Genomic DNA, 22737 nt, shown 5'->3' with positions numbered 1-22737 from the left:
TGACAGGGAGTAAAGTTTTTGATCAGTGCATTCTTTATCCGGCGGCCGCGCTTTGCCTTTGTTGTGTCCATTTTGATTACCCTGGCCGGGCTGCTGACGCTGCCGATTCTGCCGGTTGCCCAATTTCCCGATATCACGCCCCCCACCATTACCGCCACAGCCCAGTACAACGGTGCCAGCGCCGAGGTGATGCGCGACAGTGTCGCGGTACCGATCGAATCGGAAGTGAACGGTGTGGAGGATATGTTGTACATGTCCTCCACCAGCGGAAACGATGGCAGCTATGCCCTAACGGTCACATTCGAGACAGGCACCGACGACGATATCGCCCAGGTCAACGTGCAAAATCGTGTGCAGCAGGCGAACCCGACACTGCCGGAAGACGTTCTGCGCAATGGCGTGGTAGTGCAGAAAAAGTCCAACACCATGCTGATGGTGGTCAACCTGATCTCGCCGGAGCAGAAATTTGACGAGCTGTTTCTGTCGAATTACGCCGAGATCTTTTTGCGCGATGAATTGTCTCGGGTTCCCGGTGTCAGCGATGTGCAGATACTGGGTGCGCTCAACTACGCCATGCGTATCTGGCTCAATCCGGACCGTATGGCCTCGCTGGATGTCACCACACAGGACGTTATTAATGCCATCCGGGATCAAAACATGGTGGTGGCGGCGGGCCAGATAGGAGCGCCGCCAATCGCCAAAGACCAGCAGTTTCAATACAACATTCTCACCCAGGGACGCCTGGTGGATGCGACACAGTTCAAAGAAATCAGTATTCGTGCCAGCCCGGCGGGGGGCATGGTTCGAATCAAAGATATAGCGCGGGTGGAACTGGGCAGTGAACTCTATAGCGCCTATGGCCAGTTGGACGGCAAACCATCGGCGGTGATCGCGGTATATCAGCTGCCGGACGCCAACGCGCTGAATGTTGCCGAGGGTATCACTGCGCGCGTGGACAAACTGGCCGAGAATTTTCCCGAGGGATTGAAGGCCGAGATTATTTTTGACACCACGGATTTCGTGCGCGCATCCATCTCCGAGGTTGTGGAGACGCTATTTATCGCGCTGGTTCTGGTCATCCTGGTAGTCTTCTTATTCCTGCAGGACTTCCGCTCAATGCTGATCCCCGCCATCGCGATTCCGGTTTCTCTGATCGGCACCTTCGCGTTGATGTACGCCTTTGGCATGAGTATCAATACGGTCACCTTGTTTGCTTTGATTTTGGCTATCGGCATAGTGGTGGATGATGCAATCATCATTGTGGAAAACACGCAGCGTTTGATGAGCGAAGGTCTGGATCCGCAGCAGGCGGCGTTAAAGTCCATGGAGGAAGTGACCGGCCCGGTTATTGCCACCACGCTGGTGCTGCTGGCGGTGTTCGTGCCGGTGATGTTGATGCCGGGCCTGACCGGGAAAATGTACCAGCAATTTGCCATTACGATCAGTTTTGCGGTGGTGATTTCCTCGATCAATGCGCTGACCTTGAGCCCGGCGCTGTGCGCAACTTTTCTGAAAAAAGTCGAGTCCGGCGAAGTGTCCGGCGTGAAGGAAAGCGGATTTTTTGGCTGGTTCAACAAGATACTGCACAAATTCACCCACTGGTATATGAGCATGGTGCGATTTTGGGTAGCGCGGCCGCTGATGGGTATTGCGTCCATTGCCACGCTGTTTGGACTCTGCTACTGGCTGTTTACCTCTGTACCCACTGGGTTTATCCCCGACGAAGATCAGGGGTATTTCTATGTGCACGTCCAATTGACTGAGGGAGCCTCGCTGACACGCACCGGGCCGGTGGTGGACCAGATTCGCAAAATCATGGAGTCGGACCCTGAAATGGCGCATGTGCTGGCGGTGCCCGGTTTCAATATTCTGAGCAACAGTGTCAATTCCAATACCGCCTTTATGATCGGTATCCTGCTGCCGTGGGACGAGAGAACCGAACCGGACCAGCATCAGATGGCGGTGATGCAGCGCCTGCAAAAACAGGTCATGGCGGTCTCACAGGCCAGGGTGATGGTATTTCCCTCGCCACCGCTGCCCGGTCTGGGTACCATCGGTGGTTTTGAGTTTATTCTGCTGGACCTGCTGGACCTGCTGGGCAGGGAATCCTCGGAGCTGGCCCAGGTGACCTTCGATCTTCTGGGTGCCGCCAACCAGCGACCGGAGATTGCCGAGGCATTCACCAACTTCCAGGCCAGCACTCCGCAGCTGAAACTGACCGTCGACAGGGATATGGCCCATGTACTGGGGCTGGAACTGGGGGATGTGTACAACACCTTGCAAACTCAGTTGGGCGGCTATTACGTCAATGACTTTAACCTGTTTGGCAAGGTGTTTCGTGTGATGGTGCAGGGGGAGGAGCAGTTTCGCAATAGCGAGCAGGATTTAGCGGGGTTTTTCGTCCGCGCCAACAGCGGTGGTCTAGTGCCGGTGACTTCGATTGTGGATATCAAACCGGTGGTGGCGCCGCAGTCTATAAGCCGTTACAACCTCTATAACAGCGTTACCATCAACGGCTCCCCGGCGCCGGGCTTTTCCAGTGGTCAGGCCATGAAAACCATGGAGGAACTGGCGGCACAACTGCCCGATGGTTACGGTTACGAGTGGAGTGGTACCAGCTTGCAGGAAATTTCCTCTGGCAACGTGGCACCGATACTGTTCTCCCTCGCGATAGTTTTCGTATACCTCTTTCTGGTGGCGCAATACGAAAGCTGGATGATTCCGGTAGCGGTAATGTTGAGTGTGCCGATTGCGATCGCCGGGGCCATGCTGTTGGTCTGGGTAGTGGGTTCGATCAACAACCTGTATACACAGATTGGGCTGGTATTGCTGATCGGCATGTCGGCCAAGAGTGCCATTCTGATTGTGGAATTCGCCTGTTTGGAACGCGACCAGGGCAAGTCGGTGGTAGAGTCTGCTGTGAGCGCCACGCAATTGCGCTTTCGCGCGGTATTGATGACCGCCCTGTCGTTTGTGTTGGGTGTCTTCCCGCTGGTGGTTGCCAGCGGTGCCGGCGCCGCCAGTCGGGTTTCCCTGGGGTTGGCAGTATTCGGCGGTATGATAGCCTCGGCAGTTTTGGCGACCTTATTGGTGCCGGTCTACTATGCCCTGGTGCAGTCGCTGCGGGAGAAAATCAAAGGCGGACACAGTCCCGCGGCGCTGTCGGATAGTGCCGCAGCGGAGATTTAATTCGGCGGCGACCGGCATCCGCGATAGTAACGGCCGGTGGATCCGGCTCGCAGTGGTTTTGGGTCCCACAAGGGCATCCGACATGCATCCAACCAATGCCCGGTGCTCATAATTATCAATCGGGAAACTAAATAAGTTGCCGGGTTGATCATTGCAAGCTGGCCGGCTTGGTGTGCGATTGTGCTAACGGGGGTTGGTCGCGCTTCTCTCGCTACAGCGTCATTTGCCTGCGGGCGCAATCCTGTGCATGATGTGGTCCAGGGCCATCACTTGGGGTTTCAATGCTGAAAGTCATAGAGCGCAAACTGGGGGAACTGAAGCCGGACCTATTAACGACAGTTCCCCGGGGCGATGACCTGCATGGCCATGCGGCGGTGTTGCTGGCCCTGACGGACAAGTCCGACCCTGAAGTCATTCTCACCCTGCGTTCACAACACCTGTCTACGCACTCCGGGGAGGTGGCTCTGCCCGGTGGCCGCTGGGAGCCGGGCGACGCCTCCCTGGAGGATACGGCTCTGCGGGAGGCGGAGGAAGAGATTGGCGTGCCGGCCGAGTCGGTCAGGGTACTGGGCCCCCTGTGGACCCGAACCACCCGCTGGCAGGTGCGTGTAACCCCATGGCTTGGCATTGTGTCGCCCGATGTGGAGCTGTCCCCCAATCCCGGAGAACTGGATGCTGTTTTCCGGGTGCCACTGTCTTTCTTCCTGGCGGACCCGCGCATTCGCACCGACCGCGTCACCATCGACCAGCGCGCCATCGATCTGCCCGCCTATCAGTTTCAGGAATATGAGATCTGGGGCTTCACCGCCGGCGTACTGTGTGAATTTCTTACCCGGATACTTGACGTCGCAATGGAGCACCGGGAAGACCTGCCTTTGCGGGCTCTGAATTAATCAGAGGTCCCCCTAGCAGGTTGTTGGAAAAGGCATCCTGCCTTTTCCAACACACGAAAAGCGAAAAATGTGATTTTCACTTTTCTCCCAAAATCAACGACTTAGGCGTCATCGATTTTGCCGGAACATCCATATTCCGGTAGCAGGCATCGAAATTCTTCGAATTTCAACAGGCCCTAGCATTGTCTGGTGTCAGCCACTATTAACCGGGCAACTTGTTGCGTTGTCGGGTTAATATAATACCCGCCACAACCAGTTGAGTTTTACATGCCGAGATCCAAATCCACGGTCGCCCTGGAGGATGTGCACTGGGGTGCGCTCAAAACCCTGTTTCCCTATCTGCTGGAATTCCGCCAGGCGGTTCTGCTGGCGCTCCTGTGCCTGATTGGCGCCAAGCTCGCCAGTGTGGGCCTTCCCTTCATCCTCAAGCACATTGTCGATAGCCTCGACGCGGCGGGCGGGGCCGCTGCCATAATAGCCCTGCCGCTGGGTCTGCTGCTGGCCTATGGTGCGGTGCGTTTTTGCAGTGTTCTGTTCGGGGAGCTGCGGGATACGATTTTCGGTCGGGTGACGGAGCGCGCCCAGCGCCGCATCGGTCTGGAGGTTTTTCGCCATCTGCATTCGCTGGACATGGACTTCCACCTGAATCGCCGCACCGGTGGCTTGTCGCGCGATATTGAGCGCGGCAATGCCGGCATCGGGTTTCTGATGCGCTTTATGGTGTTCAATATAGTGCCGACACTGGTGGAGATTGTCCTGGTGGCGGGGCTGCTGTGGTGGAACTACAGCGCAGTCCTGGCTTTGCTGGTGCTGGGTGCAGTACTGGTCTATATCGGCTTTTCAGTAATGGCGACAGAGTGGCGCACACGTTTTGTGCGCGAACTGAACGAAGCGGAATCCAAGAGCAGTGGCCATGCGGTGGACAGTCTGCTCAATTATGAAACCGTCAAGTATTTTGGCAATGAGCAGCACGAGGCGGACCACTACGACAGGGCACTGGCCGTGTGGGAGAGGGCGCGGCGCAAAAACCGCTTGTCGCTGTTCGCGCTGAACGCCGGTCAGGCGTCGATCATCGCCGGGGCCATGACCGGCGCCATGGTTCTGGCCGCTGTGAGCGTCACCCGTGGAAATATGACCATCGGTGATTTTGTGCTGATCAATGCCTTTATGATGCAGATTTTTATTCCCCTGAATTTTCTCGGTTTCGTCTACCGGGAGATGAAAGGCGCCCTGGCCAATATCGAGAAGATGTTTGGGCTGTTAACGGTGGAGCCGGCGGTAAAGGATAGCGACGACGAGCCGGAGCTGCTGGTGCCGTCCGGACGTGTGGAATTTGCGGGGGTGCATTTCTCCTATCGCCCGGAGCGGGAGATTCTCCAGGGGATCAGTTTTGCGGTGGAGGCGCGACAAAAGGTGGCTATTGTCGGCGCAAGCGGTGCCGGCAAATCGACCCTGTTCAAACTGCTGTTCCGTTTCTACGACCCCAAGGCGGGGCGCATCCTGGTGGATGGGAGGGATATTCGCGCCGTCAGCCAGGCCTCTCTGCGGCGCGCCATCGGCGTGGTGCCACAGGATGCGGTACTGTTCAACCAGTCGATTCTGGAAAATGTCCGCTACGGCCGCGTCGGTGCGACCGATGCGGAAGTCATGGAGGCCATACGCCATGCCCAGCTCTACGATTTTGTGCAGCAGCTTCCCGACGGGGTTCACACGCAGGTGGGTGAGCGGGGCCTCAAGCTGTCCGGTGGCGAAAAACAGCGGGTGGCCATTGCGCGAGCCCTACTGAAAAAGCCGCCTATCATGGTGTTCGACGAGGCCACCTCCTCCCTGGACAGTCACTCGGAGCGGGGCATCCTCACCGCCCTGCGGGAAGTGGCCAGCGAACAGACCACCCTGGTAATAGCGCACCGCCTTTCGACGGTGGTGGATGCGGATGTGATTGTGGTGCTGGATCAGGGCCGGATTGTGGAGCGGGGCAGCCACAGTGCACTGCTCGCCGGCGATGGCCACTACGCAGCCCTGTGGCGGCTGCAACAGCAGCAGCGGGATGCCAGTCTGGTGTGACAGCCAGCCTTGATAAATTGGCCGGGCCGGACTAATGTGGCGCCGGACTTAAAATAAGACAGGCAGATCGCTTATGAACACTGCAAAGTTAAGTGCCGTGCTGCTGGCCCTGGCCCTGGCCCTGGCGGCCGGCTGCTCCCCGCGCGACGCGCGGCAACAGACCGACACCAATTCCGAACCGGTCGCCAAAGAGGAGGCCGGGTCCACTGCCGCCGAGCCGGCGGCGCTGGAACCCAGCGACCGTTTTGAAATTTATGTGCCGGTGGAGTTGAACGCGGATCTCTCCGATTTGTCCGACGACCAGCGCCAGATGATCGGCTTGCTGATCGACGCCAGTCAGATTATGGACCGGCTGTTCTGGCTGCAGTCCTATGGCCCGGCAGAGGAGCTGCTGCCTGACATAGAGGACAATCGCAAGCGGGAATTTGCGCGTATCAACTACGGTCCCTGGGACCGGCTGAACAACAACGAGCCTTTTATCGAGGGATACGGCCGCAAGCCCTTGGGGGCCCGTTTCTACCCTGCGGATATGACCAAGGCGGAGTTCGAAGCCTGGAACCAACCGGGCAAGGAAGGCCTCTACTCCCTGGTGCGGCGCGATGAAGATGGGAATCTGGAGCTGGTTCCCTATCACGTCGCCTACCGGGAGGAGCTGCATCGCGCGGCGGATATTTTGCGCAAGGCGGCTGCACTGGCGCAGGACCGGGAATTCGGCGGCTATCTGAAACTGCGCGCCGACGCACTGGTGTCGGATGACTTCCGCCCCAGTGATATGGCGTGGATGGATATGAAGGACAATCGCATCGATGTGGTGATAGGCCCCATCGAAAACTATGAGGATCAGTTGTTCGCCTATCGCACCGCCTATGAATCCTATGTGCTGCTGAAGGACATGGAGTGGAGCGAGAAACTGGCGCGGTTTGCCGCTTTTCTGCCGGAGCTGCAGCGGGGCCTGCCGGTGGAGGACAGGTACAAGGCCGAAGAGCCCGGCACCGATTCAGACCTGAACGCCTACGATGTCCTCTATTACGCGGGGCACAGCAATGCCGGCTCAAAAACCATCGCCATCAATCTGCCCAACGACGAGGAGGTGCAGTTGGCGAAGGGCACCCGCCGCCTGCAACTGAAGAACGCCATGCGCGCCAAGTTCGACAAGATACTGGTGCCGATCAGTGAACAACTGATCGCCGAGGATCAGCGTCAGCACATCACCTTCCCGGCATTTTTCGCCAATACCATGTTCCATGAAGTGGCCCATGGTCTGGGAATTAAAAAGACCGTCACCGATGGCAGTAATGTGCGTCAAGCACTGAAGGAAACCTCCTCGGCACTGGAAGAGGGCAAGGCGGATATCTTGGGTCTCTACATGGTTACCCGCCTGCACGAAAAGGGTGAGATTGAAGATGGGGAGTTGATGGACAACTATGTCACCTTTCTCGCCAGTATCTTCCGCAGTGTGCGTTTCGGTGCCGCCAGTGCCCACGGCAAGGCCAATATGATGCGTTTCAACTTCTTCAAAGAGGAGGGGGCCTTTAGCCGCGACCCGGATTCAGGTCAGTATCGGGTCGACTTCGACAAGATGCAGGCGGCCATGACCAAGCTGTCCAACCTGATACTCACCATCCAGGGAGACGGGGACTATGCGCAGGCCAAGGCACTCCTGGAGGACAAGGGTGTCGTCGGTACCCAATTGCAGGCGGACCTGGACCGGCTGGCGGCAGCCAAGATCCCGGTGGATGTCACCTTTATTCAAGGCAAGCAGGTGCTGGGACTGCAGTAGGCCCCCTTCATCACCCCCGCACCCGTTCAATCCGGCGAGTCCGGAGCTGGCGGTCCGGGTTGCGGTCAGGGCCTTTGCCATTGGTGAAGCCCCCCTCGTTGGGGGCGCCACCAGCCATTAATCAGAGGTTTCGTAGCGGCGATTCCCCATAACCTCGCGGAAATCACCGGTGGCAGTCGGATATCCAAATGGATGCGGGGGCATCTATTGGCGTGCCGGTTGGATAAGTCCCCTGTCACCTATCCCTCCCCCTTTCCAAAAAGTCTCTGGTTGTCCCTGAGTCGGCTGGCCAGGGCGGCGGCTGATACGGATAATGGCAGGCCTGGGCCGGGGGATTCTCTGCGCCCCGTTGGGCAATCAAGCCCCTGGCCTCCGAACTGAATTCGGTTGGAGTCCCGCTGCCGGGCAGCGGCGCCCAATTGCTGCGGCCACCGCGGCCCCGGTACCCTTTGTAAAATCAAAATACTGCACAAGAAATTTATGACCCAGACTTTTGTCCATCTCAGAACCCACTCGGAATTTTCCCTGATCGACGGACTGGTGCGGATCAAGCCGCTGGTGGCGCGGGCGGCGGAGCTGGAAATGCCGGCACTGGCGCTTACGGACCAGACTAATTTCTACGGTCAGATCAAATTCTACCGGGCCTGTCTCGGGGCCGGCATCAAGCCCCTGACCGGCGCCGATTTCTGGCTCAGTGAGGGCGGTTCGGACAAGCCCACCCTGTTTACCCTGTTTGCGATGAATGGCGACGGCTATCGCAATATCACTGAGCTGATGTCGCGGGCCTGGATGGAGGGCCAGTACCACGGCAATGCCTATGTGCGTCGCGAGTGGTTGCCTGCCTACAGCCAGGGTGTGCTGATGCTGTCGGGCGCCAGATACGGGGATGTGGGGCACGCCCTGGTGGCGCACCGCACAGCCCAGGCGGAGGAGCTGGCAAGGGACTGGGCAGGGATTTTCCCCGGGCGCTATTACCTGGAACTGCAGCGTACCGGCCGCGCGGGGGATGAGGAGTACCTGCACGCTGCAGTGGACCTGGCCACCAAACTGGGGCTGCCGGTGGTGGCCACCAACGATGTGCGGTTTCTCGAACAGAGCGAGTTTGAGGCCCACGAGGTACGCGTCTGTATCCACGAGGGCCGCGCCCTGGATGATCCACGCCGCGAACGCCGCTATTCAGCGCAGCAGTATTTCCGCACCGCCGGCGAAATGTGGGAGCTGTTCAGCGATATTCCCGAAGCGTTGCAGAACACGGTCGAGATCGCCAGGCGCTGCTCGACACCGATTCAACTGGGCAAGTATTTCCTGCCCGAGTATCCGATCCCCGGGGGAATGACGGAAGACCAGTTTTTCCAGCAGGTCTCGCAGGAGGGTCTGGAGCGCCGTTTGGCGAAAATACTCGACAGGTCGGCGCCCGACTATGGGGAAAGGCGCGCGGAGTATGAGCAGCGGCTGCGCTTTGAACTGGACATCATCATCCAGATGGGATTTCCCGGCTACTTTCTGATCGTGATGGACTTTATCCGCTGGGCCAAGGAACACGATGTTCCGGTGGGGCCGGGGCGGGGCTCCGGTGCCGGCTCGCTGGTGGCCTATGCACTGGACATCACCGATCTCGATCCGCTGCAGTACGACCTGCTGTTCGAGCGCTTTCTGAATCCCGAGCGGGTCTCCATGCCGGATTTCGATATCGACTTCTGCATGGAAAAGCGCGACAGCGTGATCGGCTATGTGGCCGACAACTACGGTCGCCAGGCGGTGAGCCAGATCATTACCTTCGGCACCATGGCAGCCAAGGCCGTGGTGCGGGATGTGGCCAGGGTGCAGGGCAAGTCCTACGGCCTCGCCGACAAGCTGTCGAAAATGATTCCGCCGGACGTGGGCATGACACTGGCCAAGGCCCGCGAGCAGGAAGAGGTATTGCGGGATTTCCTGCACACCGACGAAGAGGCGCAGGAAATCTGGGAGATGGCTCTGCAGCTGGAGGGGGTGGCGCGCAATGTGGGCAAGCATGCCGGCGGCGTGGTGATAGCCCCGACGAAACTGACTGATTTTGCGCCCCTGTACTGCGATGAAACCGGCGGCGGCCTGGTGACCCAGTTTGACAAGAACGATGTGGAAGACGCGGGTCTGGTCAAGTTCGACTTCCTCGGTTTGCGCACCCTCACCATTATCGACTGGGCCAAGCGCATGGTGGACCAGAAGCGCGCCCGGGACGGGTTGCAGCCCCTGGATATCGCAGCGCTGCCGCTGGACGATGAAACCACTTTCAAAATGCTGAAGAAAGGGGAAACCACGGCGGTGTTCCAGTTGGAATCCCGCGGTATGAAGGACCTGATCAAGCGCCTGCAGCCGGACAACCTCGAGGATATGATCGCACTGGTGGCGCTGTTCCGGCCGGGTCCGCTGCAGTCCGGCATGGTGGATGATTTTATCAACCGCAAACACGGCCGCGCCCAGGTGGCCTATCCGGATGCCAAATACCAGCACGACAAGCTCAAGCCCATTCTGGAGCCCACCTACGGGGTCATCGTATACCAGGAACAGGTAATGCAGATTGCCCAGGAACTGGCGGGCTATACCCTCGGCGGGGCTGACCTGCTGCGCCGCGCCATGGGCAAGAAAAAGCCGGAAGAGATGGCCAAGCAGCGCTTTACCTTTGAAGAGGGGGCCAAGGAGCAGGGCGTCGATCCGCAATTGGCTATCAAGATCTTCGATCTGGTGGAGAAATTTGCCGGCTACGGCTTCAACAAGTCCCACTCCGCCGCCTACGCCCTGGTTTCCTATCAGACTGCGTGGCTGAAGGCCCATTACCCGGCGCAGTTCATGGCTGCCACCATGTCTTCCGACATGGACAAAACCGATAAGGTGGTGACCTTTATCGAGGAATGCCGCGCGATGCAGCTGGTGCTGGTGCCGCCGGACGTGAACCTGGGGGGCTATCAGTTTTCGGTGGATGAAGACAACCGGGTTATCTATGGTCTGGGGGCTATCAAGGGACTGGGAGAGGGGCCGGTCGAGAATATTATCGCCGCCCGCAAAGAGGCCGGTCCTTTCACCGATTTGTTCGATTTCTGCTCCCGTATCGATCCGCGCAGGGTGAACAAGCGGGCATTGGAGGCATTGGTGCGCTCTGGCGCCCTGGACAGTATCGGCCCGCGGGCAGACGGGCCGGATGGACTGAATTACGCCCGGGCGGTACTGTTCAACGCTCTGGATGAGGCGGTGAAGGCGGCGGAGCAGCAGGCCAAAAATGCCAGCGCCGGTATGATGGACCTGTTCGGTGAAGTGGTGCCCTCGGCTTCCAGTGGTGATGTGTATGCGGACTTTCGCCGCACCCGCAGCTGGAATATTCGCGAGCGCCTGGAGGGGGAGAAAGGCACCCTGGGCCTCTACCTCACCGGTCATCCCATCGATGAATACGAAGGCGAACTCAAGTATCTGGTGAAAGCGCGCATTGCCGATCTCAAGCCGGGCAAGGAGAGCCAGAAGGTGGCCGGCCTGGTGGTGGCCATGCGGGTGATGAAAACCAAGCGCGGTGAATCCATGGCGCTGGTTACGCTGGATGACCGTAGCGGGCGCCTGGAAGCGGCTGTGTTCAGCGAGTCGTTTGCCGAGCACCGCGAAAAGCTGGTGAAGGATTCCCTGTTGGTACTGGATGGCCAGGTGGCCCCGGACGACTACAGTGGCGGCCTGAAAATGACTGTGAACAGTGTGGCGACGCTCAATGAGCTGCGCCGGGAGCGCGTGTCCGGGCTGCGCCTGTGCCTGCAGGGCGCCACAGCGCAGTCCGGGCTGGCCAAGCGCCTGTCTGCCTGCCTGCAACCCTATACAGCGGGCCCCGCCAGCGCCTGCCCGGTGAACCTGGTGGTTGAACTAAACGACGCCCGTGGCAGCTTCCGCCTTCCGCAGCAATGGCTGGTGGAACCCAGCGACCAGCTTGTTCAGTCTCTGCGCGAACTGTTGGGGCGCGAGCGCGTTTTTCTGGACTATGGTAAATGCGACTAGCGGTGGCCGGGGAGATAACGGACGCGGCAGCCGGCATAATGGCAAGATTCCTCGACTGCCCGGTTTCATGGGGGTAAGCTATGCCGCCATTATGGCCGGGAGTCATCCCGCTGCTGCCAGGTATAGGGCGGGGTTGACAGGACAGGCGGCACCGGACGGTTCATCGGTGAGTCGTAAACAGATTGTGGTAGACCCGGCCGCGGACCGGGTCAATAGAAAGTTGAAGGCGCGGATTGCATGAATTTCAATTTCCTCGAGTTTGAACAGCCGATAGCCGAGCTGGAAAGCAAGATCAAGGAATTACAGCATGTCGGTGATGACAACGAGTTGAATATCGCCGACGAAGTGGCCCGCCTGCGGGAGAAGAGCCACAGTCTGACGGAATCCATTTACGCCGACCTGACCCCTTGGCAAATCGTTCAGGTGGCCCGCCACCCCCAGAGACCCTATGCCCAGGACTATATCCAGCGCATTTTCACCGATTGGGATGAACTGCACGGAGACCGCCATTTTGGCGACGACAAGGCGGTCATTTCCGGTATAGCGCGCCTCGACGGCAGGCCGGTGGCAGTAATCGGTGAAGAAAAGGGGCGCAGTGTCAACGACAAGGTGGTGCGCAACTTTGGTATGCCCAAACCCGAGGGCTACCGCAAGGCGCTGCGGATTATGGAGATGGCGGAGCGCTTTAAATTGCCGGTACTGACGCTGATCGATACCCCCGGCGCCTATCCCGGTATCGACAGTGAAGAGCGTGGTATCAGCGAGGCCATAGCGCAGAATCTGGCGGTCATGTCCCGTCTGCGCACGCCGATTATCTGCACGGTCATCGGCGAGGGCTCCTCGGGGGGCGCATTGGCCATAGGCGTGGGCGATCAGCTGAACATGCTGCAGTACTCAACCTACTTTGTGATTTCTCCGGAAGGGTGCGCCAACATTATCTGGAAAACAGTGGAAAAGGCACCGCTGGCCGCCGAGGCCATGGGGGTGACTTCCAGCGTGCTCGAAGAGCTGGGTATTGTGGATGAAACCATCGCCGAGCCATTGGGGGGTGCCCACCGGGATCCCGATGCCATGGCCGCGCGACTTCAGGAGCGGCTGGCGGTACAACTGGATCATCTGTGCGGCCTACCTATCGATGAGCTGTTGGAAAAGCGCTACCAGCGCCTGATGAGTTACGGCAACCTGGCTTCTTAGTGGGCGGTCGGACCCTTTCCGGGTAATTTTTGGCAATTGGCGCCAAAATGCGGCAGCTGTTGAGCCGCGGAAATTTATTCACCGGAGCCCGATAGTTCAGGGGTTTTCCGCAGCCAGGGCCAGAGAAACGGTGTTGGGCCCCAGGTTGATACCGCCGGAAAGGCTCATCACGGATCTGTAGATCTGGATTTTGCGCGCCTCGGCCACTTCCTGCAGCGCTTTGAAGCCGCGGACCCGATCCAGATCCTCCAGCTTGCCGGCGATGCTCACCACTATTGTGGGTACCAGTAGTTCACCGTCCAGGATCTTGTCGATAGCCAGTTGGAACAGGGTCTCGGTGCAGTTGCCGTAGCCGCGCACGGTGTTGGTAACGGTACTTCCCTCGTGGTGGATGGACAGGATCGGGTGCAGTTTGAACAGCTTGGCGGCCACGGCCTTAAACCAGCTGATACTCTTCTCGTTCTTGCTGCGCGCGCGCTGGCGCACATAGTAGACATCCTTGATTGCCGCATAGCCGTGTATTTTGCGGCGAAATTTTTCCGCTTGCGCCTTCACCTGCTCGCCGGTGCGGCCGCGCTGAATTTGCGCAAGTGTATAGAGTGCCAGTAGCCCCTGGCCGCTGAACAGAGTATGCGAATCGATGGTGTGTATTCGCACCGCGTCATTCGCCGGAGATTCCCCCAGCCTGTCTGCGGCTGTAACCGCATTGGTATAGGTGGGGCTGTTAATGCTATTGATGGTCTGTACCACTATGTCGCGATATCCCTTTTGCACCAGGGATTCCAGGACCGTCTCTATCTCTTCCACCGGCGCCGGTCCGGTAACAATCTGGTGGGCTCGATCCACCAGCGACAATGAATAGAAGTGGGACATTTGTGCTGGGTTGCGCTGGTCGCCAAAGGTGTCGTTGCCTACGCTTACAATGTGAGGCAGTACTGGAATGGAAAATTTGCGCAAAAAATCATCCGGTAGGTCACAGCCGGAATCAACAACCAACTGAATCATAAGACACTCTGCGGGATAGTGATTGACAAACTTTTTTATGCCAGCCAACTGTATCACCACTCGGCCATTGGTGATAGAAAAAATCGCTGTGGTACCGCACTTTGTTTGTTCCACCGCTGCACGAGTGATGGGGATCGGGTAATTGCTGGCAGTGGATTTTTGGCTAGAAGGATTTCACTGTGGCTGGCCCGTTCGCCCCTGCCCTGATAAGTGCAACAATTTTGTTTTGGGCCCAGTTTGGTTAGGTTTTTTTCCCGATTTTGCAGGCCGGTAATTCGAATTTATTTTTGATCAATAATGTTGGGCAGTTTGTACAATCAATTGTAAACAACAGGGTGGCAATCAGCCTGGATCCACCCGCCCGAATTGGCCAAACAGTTCATAGGTATTGACCTCAGCGTTGGCTTTTGGGGATTTCCTGTTCGATAGTGCAAAAACATGTGTGGATGCAAACAAATAATGAGGATGGTGGACGCCCTGAGGGCCAGTCTGGAGCGGTTTTTATGAGGGACCTAGAATCTATCGTTGAGGATTTTCTCGCGGACCATCCCTGTTCGGCTCACCGCTGGCTGGCATATTCCGGCGGTCTGGACTCCACTGTCCTTTTGCACCTGCTGAGCCGCCAGGGGCAGCCGCTGCAGGCGGTCCATGTGCACCACGGCCTGTCGGACAACGCCGATGCCTGGTCGACCCACTGCGCCGCCACGACCGGGGCCTGGGGAGTGCCATTGCGCGAAATCCGCGTGTGCGTGGACGCAGCGGATGGCGGTGTCGAGCAGGGTGCCCGCAATGCCCGCTACAACGCCTTTGCCCAGTTGCTGGAGTCCGGTGACCAGCTATTGATGGGGCATCATGCCGATGATCAGGCCGAGACTTTCCTTCTGCGGCTGATGCGCGGCGCCGGGGTCGAGGGTCTGTCGGCGATGCCGTATAGCCGTGCACTGGGTGCGGGACTGCTGCTGCGACCACTGTTGCAGGTGCCGCGGAGCCAACTGCTGAGCTATGCGCGCAGGCACCGCTTGCAGTGGATTGAGGATGAAAGCAATACAGAGCTGCGGTTTGAGCGCAATTATCTTCGCCATCGGGTACTGCCGGCACTGAATGCGCGCTGGCCGGCCACGCAGCGGATCTCCGTCGCGGCGTCACATCTGCGGGAGTCCGCGCAGTTGCTGAGGGAAGTGGCGGATGCGGACCTAGAGGTGTGCGGCCGCCGCGCTGAGCGTCTGGGGGAGAGTGTCGCGCTGGCGGAACTGGCTGCCCTGATTGCCGGCCGGCGCAATAACCTGATCAGGGGCTGGCTGCATCTGGCCGGCGCTGCCCCACTCACTGCGGACCAGTTGGCGGAGCTGTGGCGTCAGCTGGTGGAGGCCGCTGCGGACCGCTCGCCGGTGCTGGAACATGGGCCAGTTGTGTTTCGCCGCTACCGTCAGCGTCTGTATCTGACTCCGCAATTGCCGATAGCGGCCCCGGCCGGCACGCAACAGTTGTGGAATGGCCGGGATGCCCTGTTGTTGCCGGGCGGGGGGTGTCTGTCGCCTTCGCCGGGTTGGCCGCCGGGGGATTATATGGTCCGCTACCGCAGGGGAGGGGAGCGCGCCAAACCCCTGGGCCGCCAGCACTCGCAGGCGCTGAAAAAGCTGCTGCAGGAGCGGGGGCTGGAGCCGTGGCTTCGGGACCGGGTACCGCTGGTCTTTGCAGAAGAGAGGCTGCTGGCGGTGGGCGACTTGTTTCTGTGTCAGATCCCGTCCTGTGCCCAGCCGCCTTCCGCTCCTCCCAGATGGCGTTGGGAAGCGTTTTTCGATTGAGCGAAAAAGGCGTTTCTGTTACTCTGGTTTCCCATCCCGAGGCAGTGGCGGGCGCACAAGCGTCTGTCCGCGCCAGTCCCGAAACCCGAATTCGTCGGGCACCCAACTGACCAAGGTTTTGCATGACACGCTATATATTTGTCACTGGTGGCGTGGTTTCCTCATTGGGGAAAGGTATCGCCTCTGCCTCCCTGGCGGCCATTCTCGAGGCCCGCGGCCTCAAGGTGACCATCCTCAAGCTGGATCCCTACATCAATGTCGACCCGGGCACCATGAGCCCCTTCCAGCACGGTGAGGTTTTCGTCACCGAGGACGGTGCCGAGACCGACCTGGATCTGGGGCACTATGAGCGGTTTATCCGCACGCGCATGTCAAAGCGCAACAATTTCACCACCGGCCGGGTTTACGAGACGGTGCTGCGCAAAGAGCGCCGCGGCGATTACCTGGGCGGCACTGTGCAGGTGATTCCCCATATCACTGACGAGATCAAACGGCGGGTGATCGAGGGTGGCCGCGACATGGACGTGGCCATAGTCGAAATTGGCGGCACCGTGGGCGACATAGAATCGCAGCCGTTTCTGGAATCCGTGCGCCAGCTGAGGGTAGAACTGGGGGCTCACGGAGCCCTGCTGATCCACCTCAGTTATGTACCCTATATCGCCACCGCCGGTGAAACCAAAACCAAGCCCACCCAGCATTCGGTCAAAGAGCTGCGTTCTATCGGCCTGCAGCCGGACGTTCTGCTGTGTCGGTCCGAGCGCGAGATAGATGCGGACTCCCGCCGCAAGATAGCGCTGTTTACCAATGTGGAGGAGCGCGCTGTGGTGCCGCTGCCGGATGTCAAAACCATCTACGGCGTGCCCCGCCTGCTGCACGATTTCGGTCTTGACGATATCGTGGTTGAAAAGCTGCAACTGGAGTGCGCGGCTCCGGACCTGTCCGAGTGGGACTCGGTGGTGGATGGCAAACTGCATCCGCAGCGGGAGGTGAATATCGCCATGGTCGGTAAATACATGGAGTTGCTGGACGCTTACAAGTCGCTGATCGAAGCATTGACCCATGCGGGTATCAAGCATCGCTGCAAGGTGAATATCGAGTTTATCAACGCCGAAGACGTGGAAGCGAAGGGCGGCCTGGACCTTATCAAGGGGGCCGACGCCGTGCTGGTGCCCGGCGGCTTTGGCGAGCGCGGTCTCGAGGGCAAACTGGAGTCGGTGCGCTATGCGCGTGAAAACGGCGTTCCCTACCTGGGTATCTGTCTCGGCCTGCAGTCAGTGGTCATTGAGTATGCGCGCAATGTGTTGGGCCTTAGGGATGCCAACAGCACAGAGTTCGATGTGGAGACCTCCAATCCGGTTATCGGCCTGATTACTGAGTGGATCGACAGTGAGGGTAAAGTCGAAACCCGCGATGAGCAGTCGGATCTCGGCGGTACCATGCGTCTCGGCGGGCAGGAGTGTCGCCTGACCAGAGGCAGCAAGGCCCGGGAGATTTACGGTGCCGATGTAATAGTGGAGCGCCACCGCCACCGCTATGAAGTGAACAACAACTTTGTCGACCGGCTGCAACAGGCCGGCCTGCAAATCGGTGGCTGGTCCGCCGACGACACACTGGTGGAAATGGTGGAGCTGCCGGAGCACCCCTGGTTCGTCGCCTGCCAGTTTCACCCGGAATTCACCTCCACCCCGCGGGACGGGCATCCCCTGTTCGAGAGCTTTATTGCCGCCGCGATGGAGCACAACGGCAACTGACTACTATGCAGGTTGCGGAAAAGCCTTCCCCGGCTTTCCTCAACCCGGGGTCGCGGTATTTGTCCGCAATCCCTCCACGAGAAATCGAGCAGTTGCAGACTTGATTTGCGACCCGAACATCCGTGTTCGGGACAACGCCTGTTAGGTTGCCGGTGGGGCAAGCGGGTTGCAGTGCGACAATCCAACCGATGAAGGGTCATCCACTGGATGCCCGGGTAAATAACTGGGAATTAGGATTATGAAGACAGTACAGGTGGGAAGTCTGTCGGTGGCCAACCAGCGGCCCTTTACCCTGTTTGGGGGGATGAATGTGCTGGAGTCGCGCGACCTCGCCATGCGGGTGGCGGAGCACTGCGTTGAAGTGACAGGAAAACTGGGTATTCCCTACGTTTTCAAGGCGTCTTTCGACAAGGCAAACCGGTCGTCAATTCACTCCTACCGCGGACCTGGAATGGACCAGGGGTTGCGCATTTTTGAGGAAATCAAGGCGACCTTCGGGGTACCGCTGATTACCGATGTGCACGAGCCCTGCCAGGCTGCACCGGTGGCGGAAGTGGTTGACGTCATCCAGTTGCCGGCCTTTCTGGCACGCCAGACTGATCTTGTCGCGGCCATGGCCGCGACCGGGGCAGTGATCAACATCAAAAAACCCCAGTTTATGAGCCCGCCACAGGTAAAAAATATCGTGGAGAAATTTGCCGAAGGCGGCAATGAAAAAATTATTTTATGCGAGCGCGGCGCCTGCTTTGGCTACGACAATTTGGTGGTGGATATGCTCGGCTTTCGCACCATGATCGAGTCTACCGGAGGCGCCCCGCTGATTTTCGATGTGACCCACTCCCTGCAGATGCGCGACCCCTCCGGCGCCGCCTCGGGCGGCCGCCGGGCGCAGGTGACCGAGTTGGCGAGAGCCGGTCTGGCGATCGGCATTGCCGGTCTGTTCCTGGAGGCACACCCGGATCCCGACCGGGCGCTCTGCGATGGGCCCAGTGCCCTGCCGCTGGACAAGCTGGAGCCTTTCCTGGCGCAAATGAAAGCCGTGGATGATTTGGTCAAGGGCTTCCCGGAGTTGGATACCCTCGCTGCGGGCACCCAGTAGTTTTTGCCGGGGTCTGCCCGCTGTTGTACCGGCGCGGCACCCCGTATCTCCTGTGCCCGGCAGGCCGCCGGGTAAACAGAATTCTTTAGCCAACCGCCAATATGGAGCCCTTGTTGATGAGCAAGATTATTGCAGTAAAGGCCTACGAAGTACTGGATTCCCGCGGCAATCCCACAGTGGAAGCCGATGTGGTACTGGAGGATGGCTCCGTCGGTTCTGCCTGTGCGCCGTCCGGAGCCTCCACCGGTTCCCGCGAAGCGCTGGAACTGCGCGACGGAGATCGGGGCCGCTACCTGGGCAAGGGTGTGCTGACCGCAGTGGAAAATATCAATACCACCATTGCCGACCTGTTGCGGGGGATGGACGCCAGCGATCAGGGTGCGCTGGACAGGGCCATGATTGACGCCGATGGCACCGAGAACAAATCCAACCTGGGCGCCAACGCCATACTGGCGGTCTCACTGGCGGCGGCCAAGGCGGCGGCGGCCTCCAAAAAGGTTCCGCTCTACCGGCATATCGCCGAAATAAATGGCAGTGATGGCGAGTACACTATGCCGGTGCCGATGATGAATATTCTCAATGGCGGCGAGCACGCCGACAACAATGTGGATATTCAGGAGTTTATGATCCAGCCGGTAAAGGCCACCAGTTTCGCAGAAGCGCTGCGCCAGGGTGCGGAGATATTCCACTGCCTGAAAAAAGTGCTGTCCGGCAATGGCCTCAGCACCGCGGTAGGTGACGAGGGCGGCTTCGCCCCCAACCTGCCGTCCAACGAGGCGGCGCTGGAGGTAATCGCCGAGGCCGTGGAACTGGCGGGCTACCGGCTGGGCGAGGACATCACTCTGGCGCTGGACTGTGCCTCTTCGGAGTTCTATAACGATGGTGGTTATGACCTGGCGGGTGAGGGCAAGCAGTTCAACAGCGAAGGGTTTGCGGATTACCTGGCCACGCTGGCTTCCAACTACCCCATTTTGTCCATTGAAGACGGAATGGATGAAAGCGACTGGAAGGGCTGGAAGATCCTCACTGACAAGATTGGTGACAAGGTTCAGCTGGTTGGAGACGACCTGTTCGTCACCAACACCAAGATCCTGAAAGAAGGTATTGAAAAAGGCGTGGGCAATTCCATTTTGATCAAATTCAACCAGATCGGCTCCCTGTCCGAAACTCTGGATGCAATCAAAATGGCGAAGGACGCCGGTTACACCGCGGTTATTTCCCATCGCTCCGGTGAGACCGAGGACACTACCATCGCCGATCTGGCAGTGGCCACCGCTGCCGGCCAGATCAAGACCGGCTCCCTGTGCCGCTCCGACCGGGTCGCCAAGTACAATCGCCTGCTGCGCATCGAAGCAGAACTGAATGGCGCTGCGCCCTATCGCGGCCGCGCCGAATTTAAATAAGCCCCGGGCTGGCGGCGGCAACGGATATCCGGTTCCCGCCGCTTCCCCACTGAGGGATGGAAGCCATGAGATGGCTGTTGGTGACACTGATCGCACTGCTGTTAATGACCCAATACCGCCTCTGGATCGGTGACGGCAGTCTGGCCGAGGTCAGCCGCCTAAAGCGGGAGCTGGAGCAGCAACAGCACAAAAATGCCGCCCTTGCGCTTGCCAACCGGCAGCTGGCGCGAGAGGTGCGCAGCCTGAAGGAGGGCACCGACGGCGTCGAAGCCAAGGCCCGCTATGACCTGGGCCTGATCAAGGAAGGCGAGACGCTGTTTATTTTTCTGGATCCCGAGGAGGCTTCCGGCAGTGAGCAGTAGTTTCTGGGTCGTGGTGCCGGCCGCCGGGGTTGGCAAACGCATGGGTGCCGACAAGCCAAAGCAATACCTGCCGATACTGGGCCGGCCGCTCCTGGCGGTCACCCTGCGCAATATTCTGAGCTGGCCCGGCCTCGCCGGTGTGGTCGTCGCTGTATCGGCGGAGGATTCCTATTTCTCCCACCTGGGCGAAGCGCGACACCCACTGGTGCACAGGGTTACCGGCGGGGCCGAGCGGGTGGACTCGGTGCTCGCTGCGCTGGAGTTCCTGAGCCGGCACGAAGCCCCCGGGACCACTGTGTTGGTGCACGATGCCGCCAGGCCCTGTGTCGCACAGGGGGATGTCGCGGCACTCCTGGAGCCGGGGGTCTCCAGCATTGCCCTGCTGGCGCAACCCGTCTGTGACACGGTAAAACTGAGTGGTGCCGAGTCGCCGGGGGCCACTAGAGTCGCGCAAACTCTGGACCGGGACCTTATCTGGCTGGCCCAAACCCCGCAAAAAGCACCGCTGGGGTTGCTGCTTTCCTGTCTGCGCCAGGGCCTGGCGCAGGGGGCGGCGATTACCGACGAGGCCAGTGCGCTGGAATTGGGTGGGCATGCCCCGCAACTGATTGCCGGGCACAGGGACAATGTGAAAATCACACACCCCGCCGACATCCTGTGGGCGGAAACCATTTTGCGTTTGCGCCACGCAGCTACAGAGGACAAGCAGTGAACTTCCGCATCGGCCAGGGCTTCGATGTCCATGCCTTCCGCTCCCCCGCCGAAGGAGACTGCGGTGATCACCTGGTCATCGGTGGAGTGAGGATTCCCCATGAGCGGGGGCTCAAAGCGCACTCTGATGGCGACGTGCTTCTGCACGCGCTGGCCGACGCCATACTGGGCGCGCTGGCACTGGGGGATATCGGGCATCACTTCCCAGATTCGGACAGCCGCTATGCGGGCGCGGATAGCCGCGCATTGCTGCGACAGGTAATGGAGCTGGCCCAGCAGCGCGGCTATCGGCTGGTCAATGCGGATACCACAGTGATCGCTCAGGCACCCAAGATGGCACCGCACATCGACGTCATGCGCGGCAATATCGCCGCCGACTGTGCGGTGGCTGTCAGCGCGGTGAGCGTCAAGGCAACCACCACCGAAGGGCTCGGCTTCACCGGGCGCAAAGAGGGCATCGCCGCTCAGGCCGCAGTGCTGCTTGAGGGCACCCATGTCTGAGTGGGATCTGAACTGGCCCCGCGGCCTGGGAGGGCCGGCGATCCGGGCCGATTTTCGCACTTTGCCCGAAGATTTCGCCGTGGATGAATTGGTCACGCCGGACCGCGCCGACTCCGGGGAACATGTTTATCTGCAGCTGTGCAAGCGGTGCGCCAACACCCACTGGGCGGCGCAACAGATAGCCCGATTGGCGGGCGTGCGCAGTCAGGATATTGGTTTTTGTGGTCTCAAGGACCGGCATGCGGCAGCCACCCAGTGGTTTAGTGTCTACCTCCCCCGCAAGCCTGAGCCGGACTGGACGCAACTGCAGAGCGACCAGATCCGTGTGCTGCAAAAGTGGCGCGGGCCGCGCAAGTTGCGCCGTGGAGAACACCATGGCAACCGGTTTCGCATCCGGCTGCGCCGGGTAAGCGGCGATCGCGATGGCGCCAGGGAGTTGCTGGCCGCACTGTCGGCCGGTGTGCCCAATTACTTTGGCGAGCAGCGGTTTGGCCGCCGCGGCGCCAACCTGGATCTGGCCCGGAGCCTGGCGGAGGAGGGTATCCGCTGCTCCAGGCGAGAAAAGGCATTTGCCATGTCCGCCGCCCGCAGCTGGCTGTTCAACCAGGTGCTGGGGGAGCGGGTGCGCGCCGGGAACTGGCGGGCGCAGCTGGCGGGTGATCCGGACACCGGGCCCAGCGGTCCCCTCTGGGGGCGGGGGCGCAATCCGGCCACCGCCGAACAGGGGGAACTGGAAGCTGCCCTTCTGGCGCCCTGGCGGCAGTGGTGCGACTGGCTGGAGCACTGCGGACTGCGGCAGGAACGGCGGCGGTTGATATTGGAACCTGCAGATTTGGCGCACAGTTGGGAGGAAGACAGTCTCGAGCTGTCTTTCACCCTGCCCGTCGGGGCATTTGCCACAACGGTACTGGGCGAGCTGGCCGAACTGGTCAATTCATCCGCCGCCAACATAGAATAACCAAGCAATAATAA

Annotated in this window: 15 protein-coding genes; 14 read left to right on the top strand and 1 reads right to left on the bottom strand. The window is 59.6% G+C overall.

The genetic code is table 11. The features are described from left to right. The first annotated feature begins 18 nt into the window (after positions 1-18). The 6 genes from AB1S50_RS03655 to accA all read left to right on the top strand — a co-directional run bounded on the left by AB1S50_RS03655 (position 19) and on the right by accA (position 13128). Positions 19-3189, top strand: coding sequence for an efflux RND transporter permease subunit (locus tag AB1S50_RS03655; RefSeq protein ID WP_367149077.1), 3171 nt, complete (start codon positions 19-21; stop codon positions 3187-3189). Between the two features lie 281 nt (positions 3190-3470). Then, positions 3471-4082 (top strand): NUDIX hydrolase, encoded by a 612-nt coding sequence (locus AB1S50_RS03650; RefSeq protein WP_367149076.1) that lies wholly within the window; start codon positions 3471-3473, stop codon positions 4080-4082. 267 nt (positions 4083-4349) lie between these two features. Continuing rightward, positions 4350-6146 carry an ABCB family ABC transporter ATP-binding protein/permease gene (locus AB1S50_RS03645; RefSeq protein WP_367149075.1) on the top strand — a complete coding sequence of 599 codons (1797 nt, stop codon included), beginning with the start codon at positions 4350-4352 and terminating at the stop codon, positions 6144-6146. Positions 6147-6219: 73 nt separating this feature from the next. After that, a complete protein-coding gene (locus AB1S50_RS03640) occupies positions 6220-7926 on the top strand; it encodes a dipeptidyl-peptidase 3 family protein (RefSeq protein ID WP_367149074.1) in 1707 nt (568 codons plus the stop codon). Between the two features lie 480 nt (positions 7927-8406). Then, on the top strand, positions 8407-11934 hold the full coding sequence (dnaE, locus tag AB1S50_RS03635; protein ID WP_367149073.1) for a DNA polymerase III subunit alpha: 3528 nt from the start codon (positions 8407-8409) through the stop codon (positions 11932-11934). A gap of 237 nt (positions 11935-12171) precedes the next feature. Next, entirely contained in the window at positions 12172-13128 is a 957-nt protein-coding gene (gene accA / locus AB1S50_RS03630) for an acetyl-CoA carboxylase carboxyl transferase subunit alpha (RefSeq protein ID WP_367149071.1), read from the top strand. Positions 13129-13224: 96 nt separating this feature from the next. Here the strand turns inward: accA and AB1S50_RS03625 are convergent, their stop codons facing one another. Then, positions 13225-14133 (bottom strand): DegV family protein, encoded by a 909-nt coding sequence (locus tag AB1S50_RS03625; RefSeq protein ID WP_367149070.1) that lies wholly within the window; start codon positions 14131-14133, stop codon positions 13225-13227. 503 nt (positions 14134-14636) lie between these two features. Between AB1S50_RS03625 and tilS the strand changes: the two genes are divergently transcribed. From tilS to truD, 8 genes are all read left to right on the top strand, one after another. Then, a complete protein-coding gene (gene tilS, locus AB1S50_RS03620) occupies positions 14637-15938 on the top strand; it encodes a tRNA lysidine(34) synthetase TilS (RefSeq protein WP_367149069.1) in 1302 nt (433 codons plus the stop codon). 122 nt (positions 15939-16060) lie between these two features. Further along, positions 16061-17689, top strand: a complete 1629-nt coding sequence (locus AB1S50_RS03615) for a CTP synthase (protein WP_367149068.1) — start codon at positions 16061-16063, stop codon at positions 17687-17689. Between the two features lie 238 nt (positions 17690-17927). Further along, the gene (gene kdsA / locus AB1S50_RS03610; RefSeq protein ID WP_367149067.1) at positions 17928-18788 is read left to right on the top strand and encodes a 3-deoxy-8-phosphooctulonate synthase; all 861 of its coding nucleotides are present in this window, start codon (positions 17928-17930) and stop codon (positions 18786-18788) included. Between the two features lie 116 nt (positions 18789-18904). Further along, a complete protein-coding gene (gene eno, locus AB1S50_RS03605; protein WP_367149066.1) occupies positions 18905-20191 on the top strand; it encodes a phosphopyruvate hydratase in 1287 nt (428 codons plus the stop codon). Positions 20192-20256: 65 nt separating this feature from the next. Further along, positions 20257-20553: a septum formation initiator family protein gene (locus AB1S50_RS03600; protein ID WP_367149065.1), complete on the top strand. Its 297-nt coding sequence runs from the start codon at positions 20257-20259 to the stop codon at positions 20551-20553. Continuing rightward, positions 20543-21265 carry a 2-C-methyl-D-erythritol 4-phosphate cytidylyltransferase gene (gene ispD / locus AB1S50_RS03595; protein WP_367149064.1) on the top strand — a complete coding sequence of 241 codons (723 nt, stop codon included), beginning with the start codon at positions 20543-20545 and terminating at the stop codon, positions 21263-21265. Before AB1S50_RS03600 ends, ispD begins: the two co-directional genes overlap by 11 nt. Beyond that, entirely contained in the window at positions 21262-21765 is a 504-nt protein-coding gene (gene ispF / locus AB1S50_RS03590) for a 2-C-methyl-D-erythritol 2,4-cyclodiphosphate synthase (RefSeq protein ID WP_367149063.1), read from the top strand. The genes ispD and ispF overlap by 4 nt, the downstream gene beginning before the upstream one ends. Then, on the top strand, positions 21758-22723 hold the full coding sequence (gene truD / locus AB1S50_RS03585; RefSeq protein ID WP_367149062.1) for a tRNA pseudouridine(13) synthase TruD: 966 nt from the start codon (positions 21758-21760) through the stop codon (positions 22721-22723). The genes ispF and truD overlap by 8 nt, the downstream gene beginning before the upstream one ends. Positions 22724-22737 lie beyond the last annotated feature (14 nt).

This window comes from Microbulbifer discodermiae (assembly GCF_040742695.1).
In the GTDB taxonomy this organism is placed as follows: Bacteria; Pseudomonadota; Gammaproteobacteria; order Pseudomonadales; family Cellvibrionaceae; genus Microbulbifer.
The sequence above is the reverse complement of the archived record's forward strand: the minus strand, read 5'-3'. Positions and strand labels throughout refer to the sequence as shown.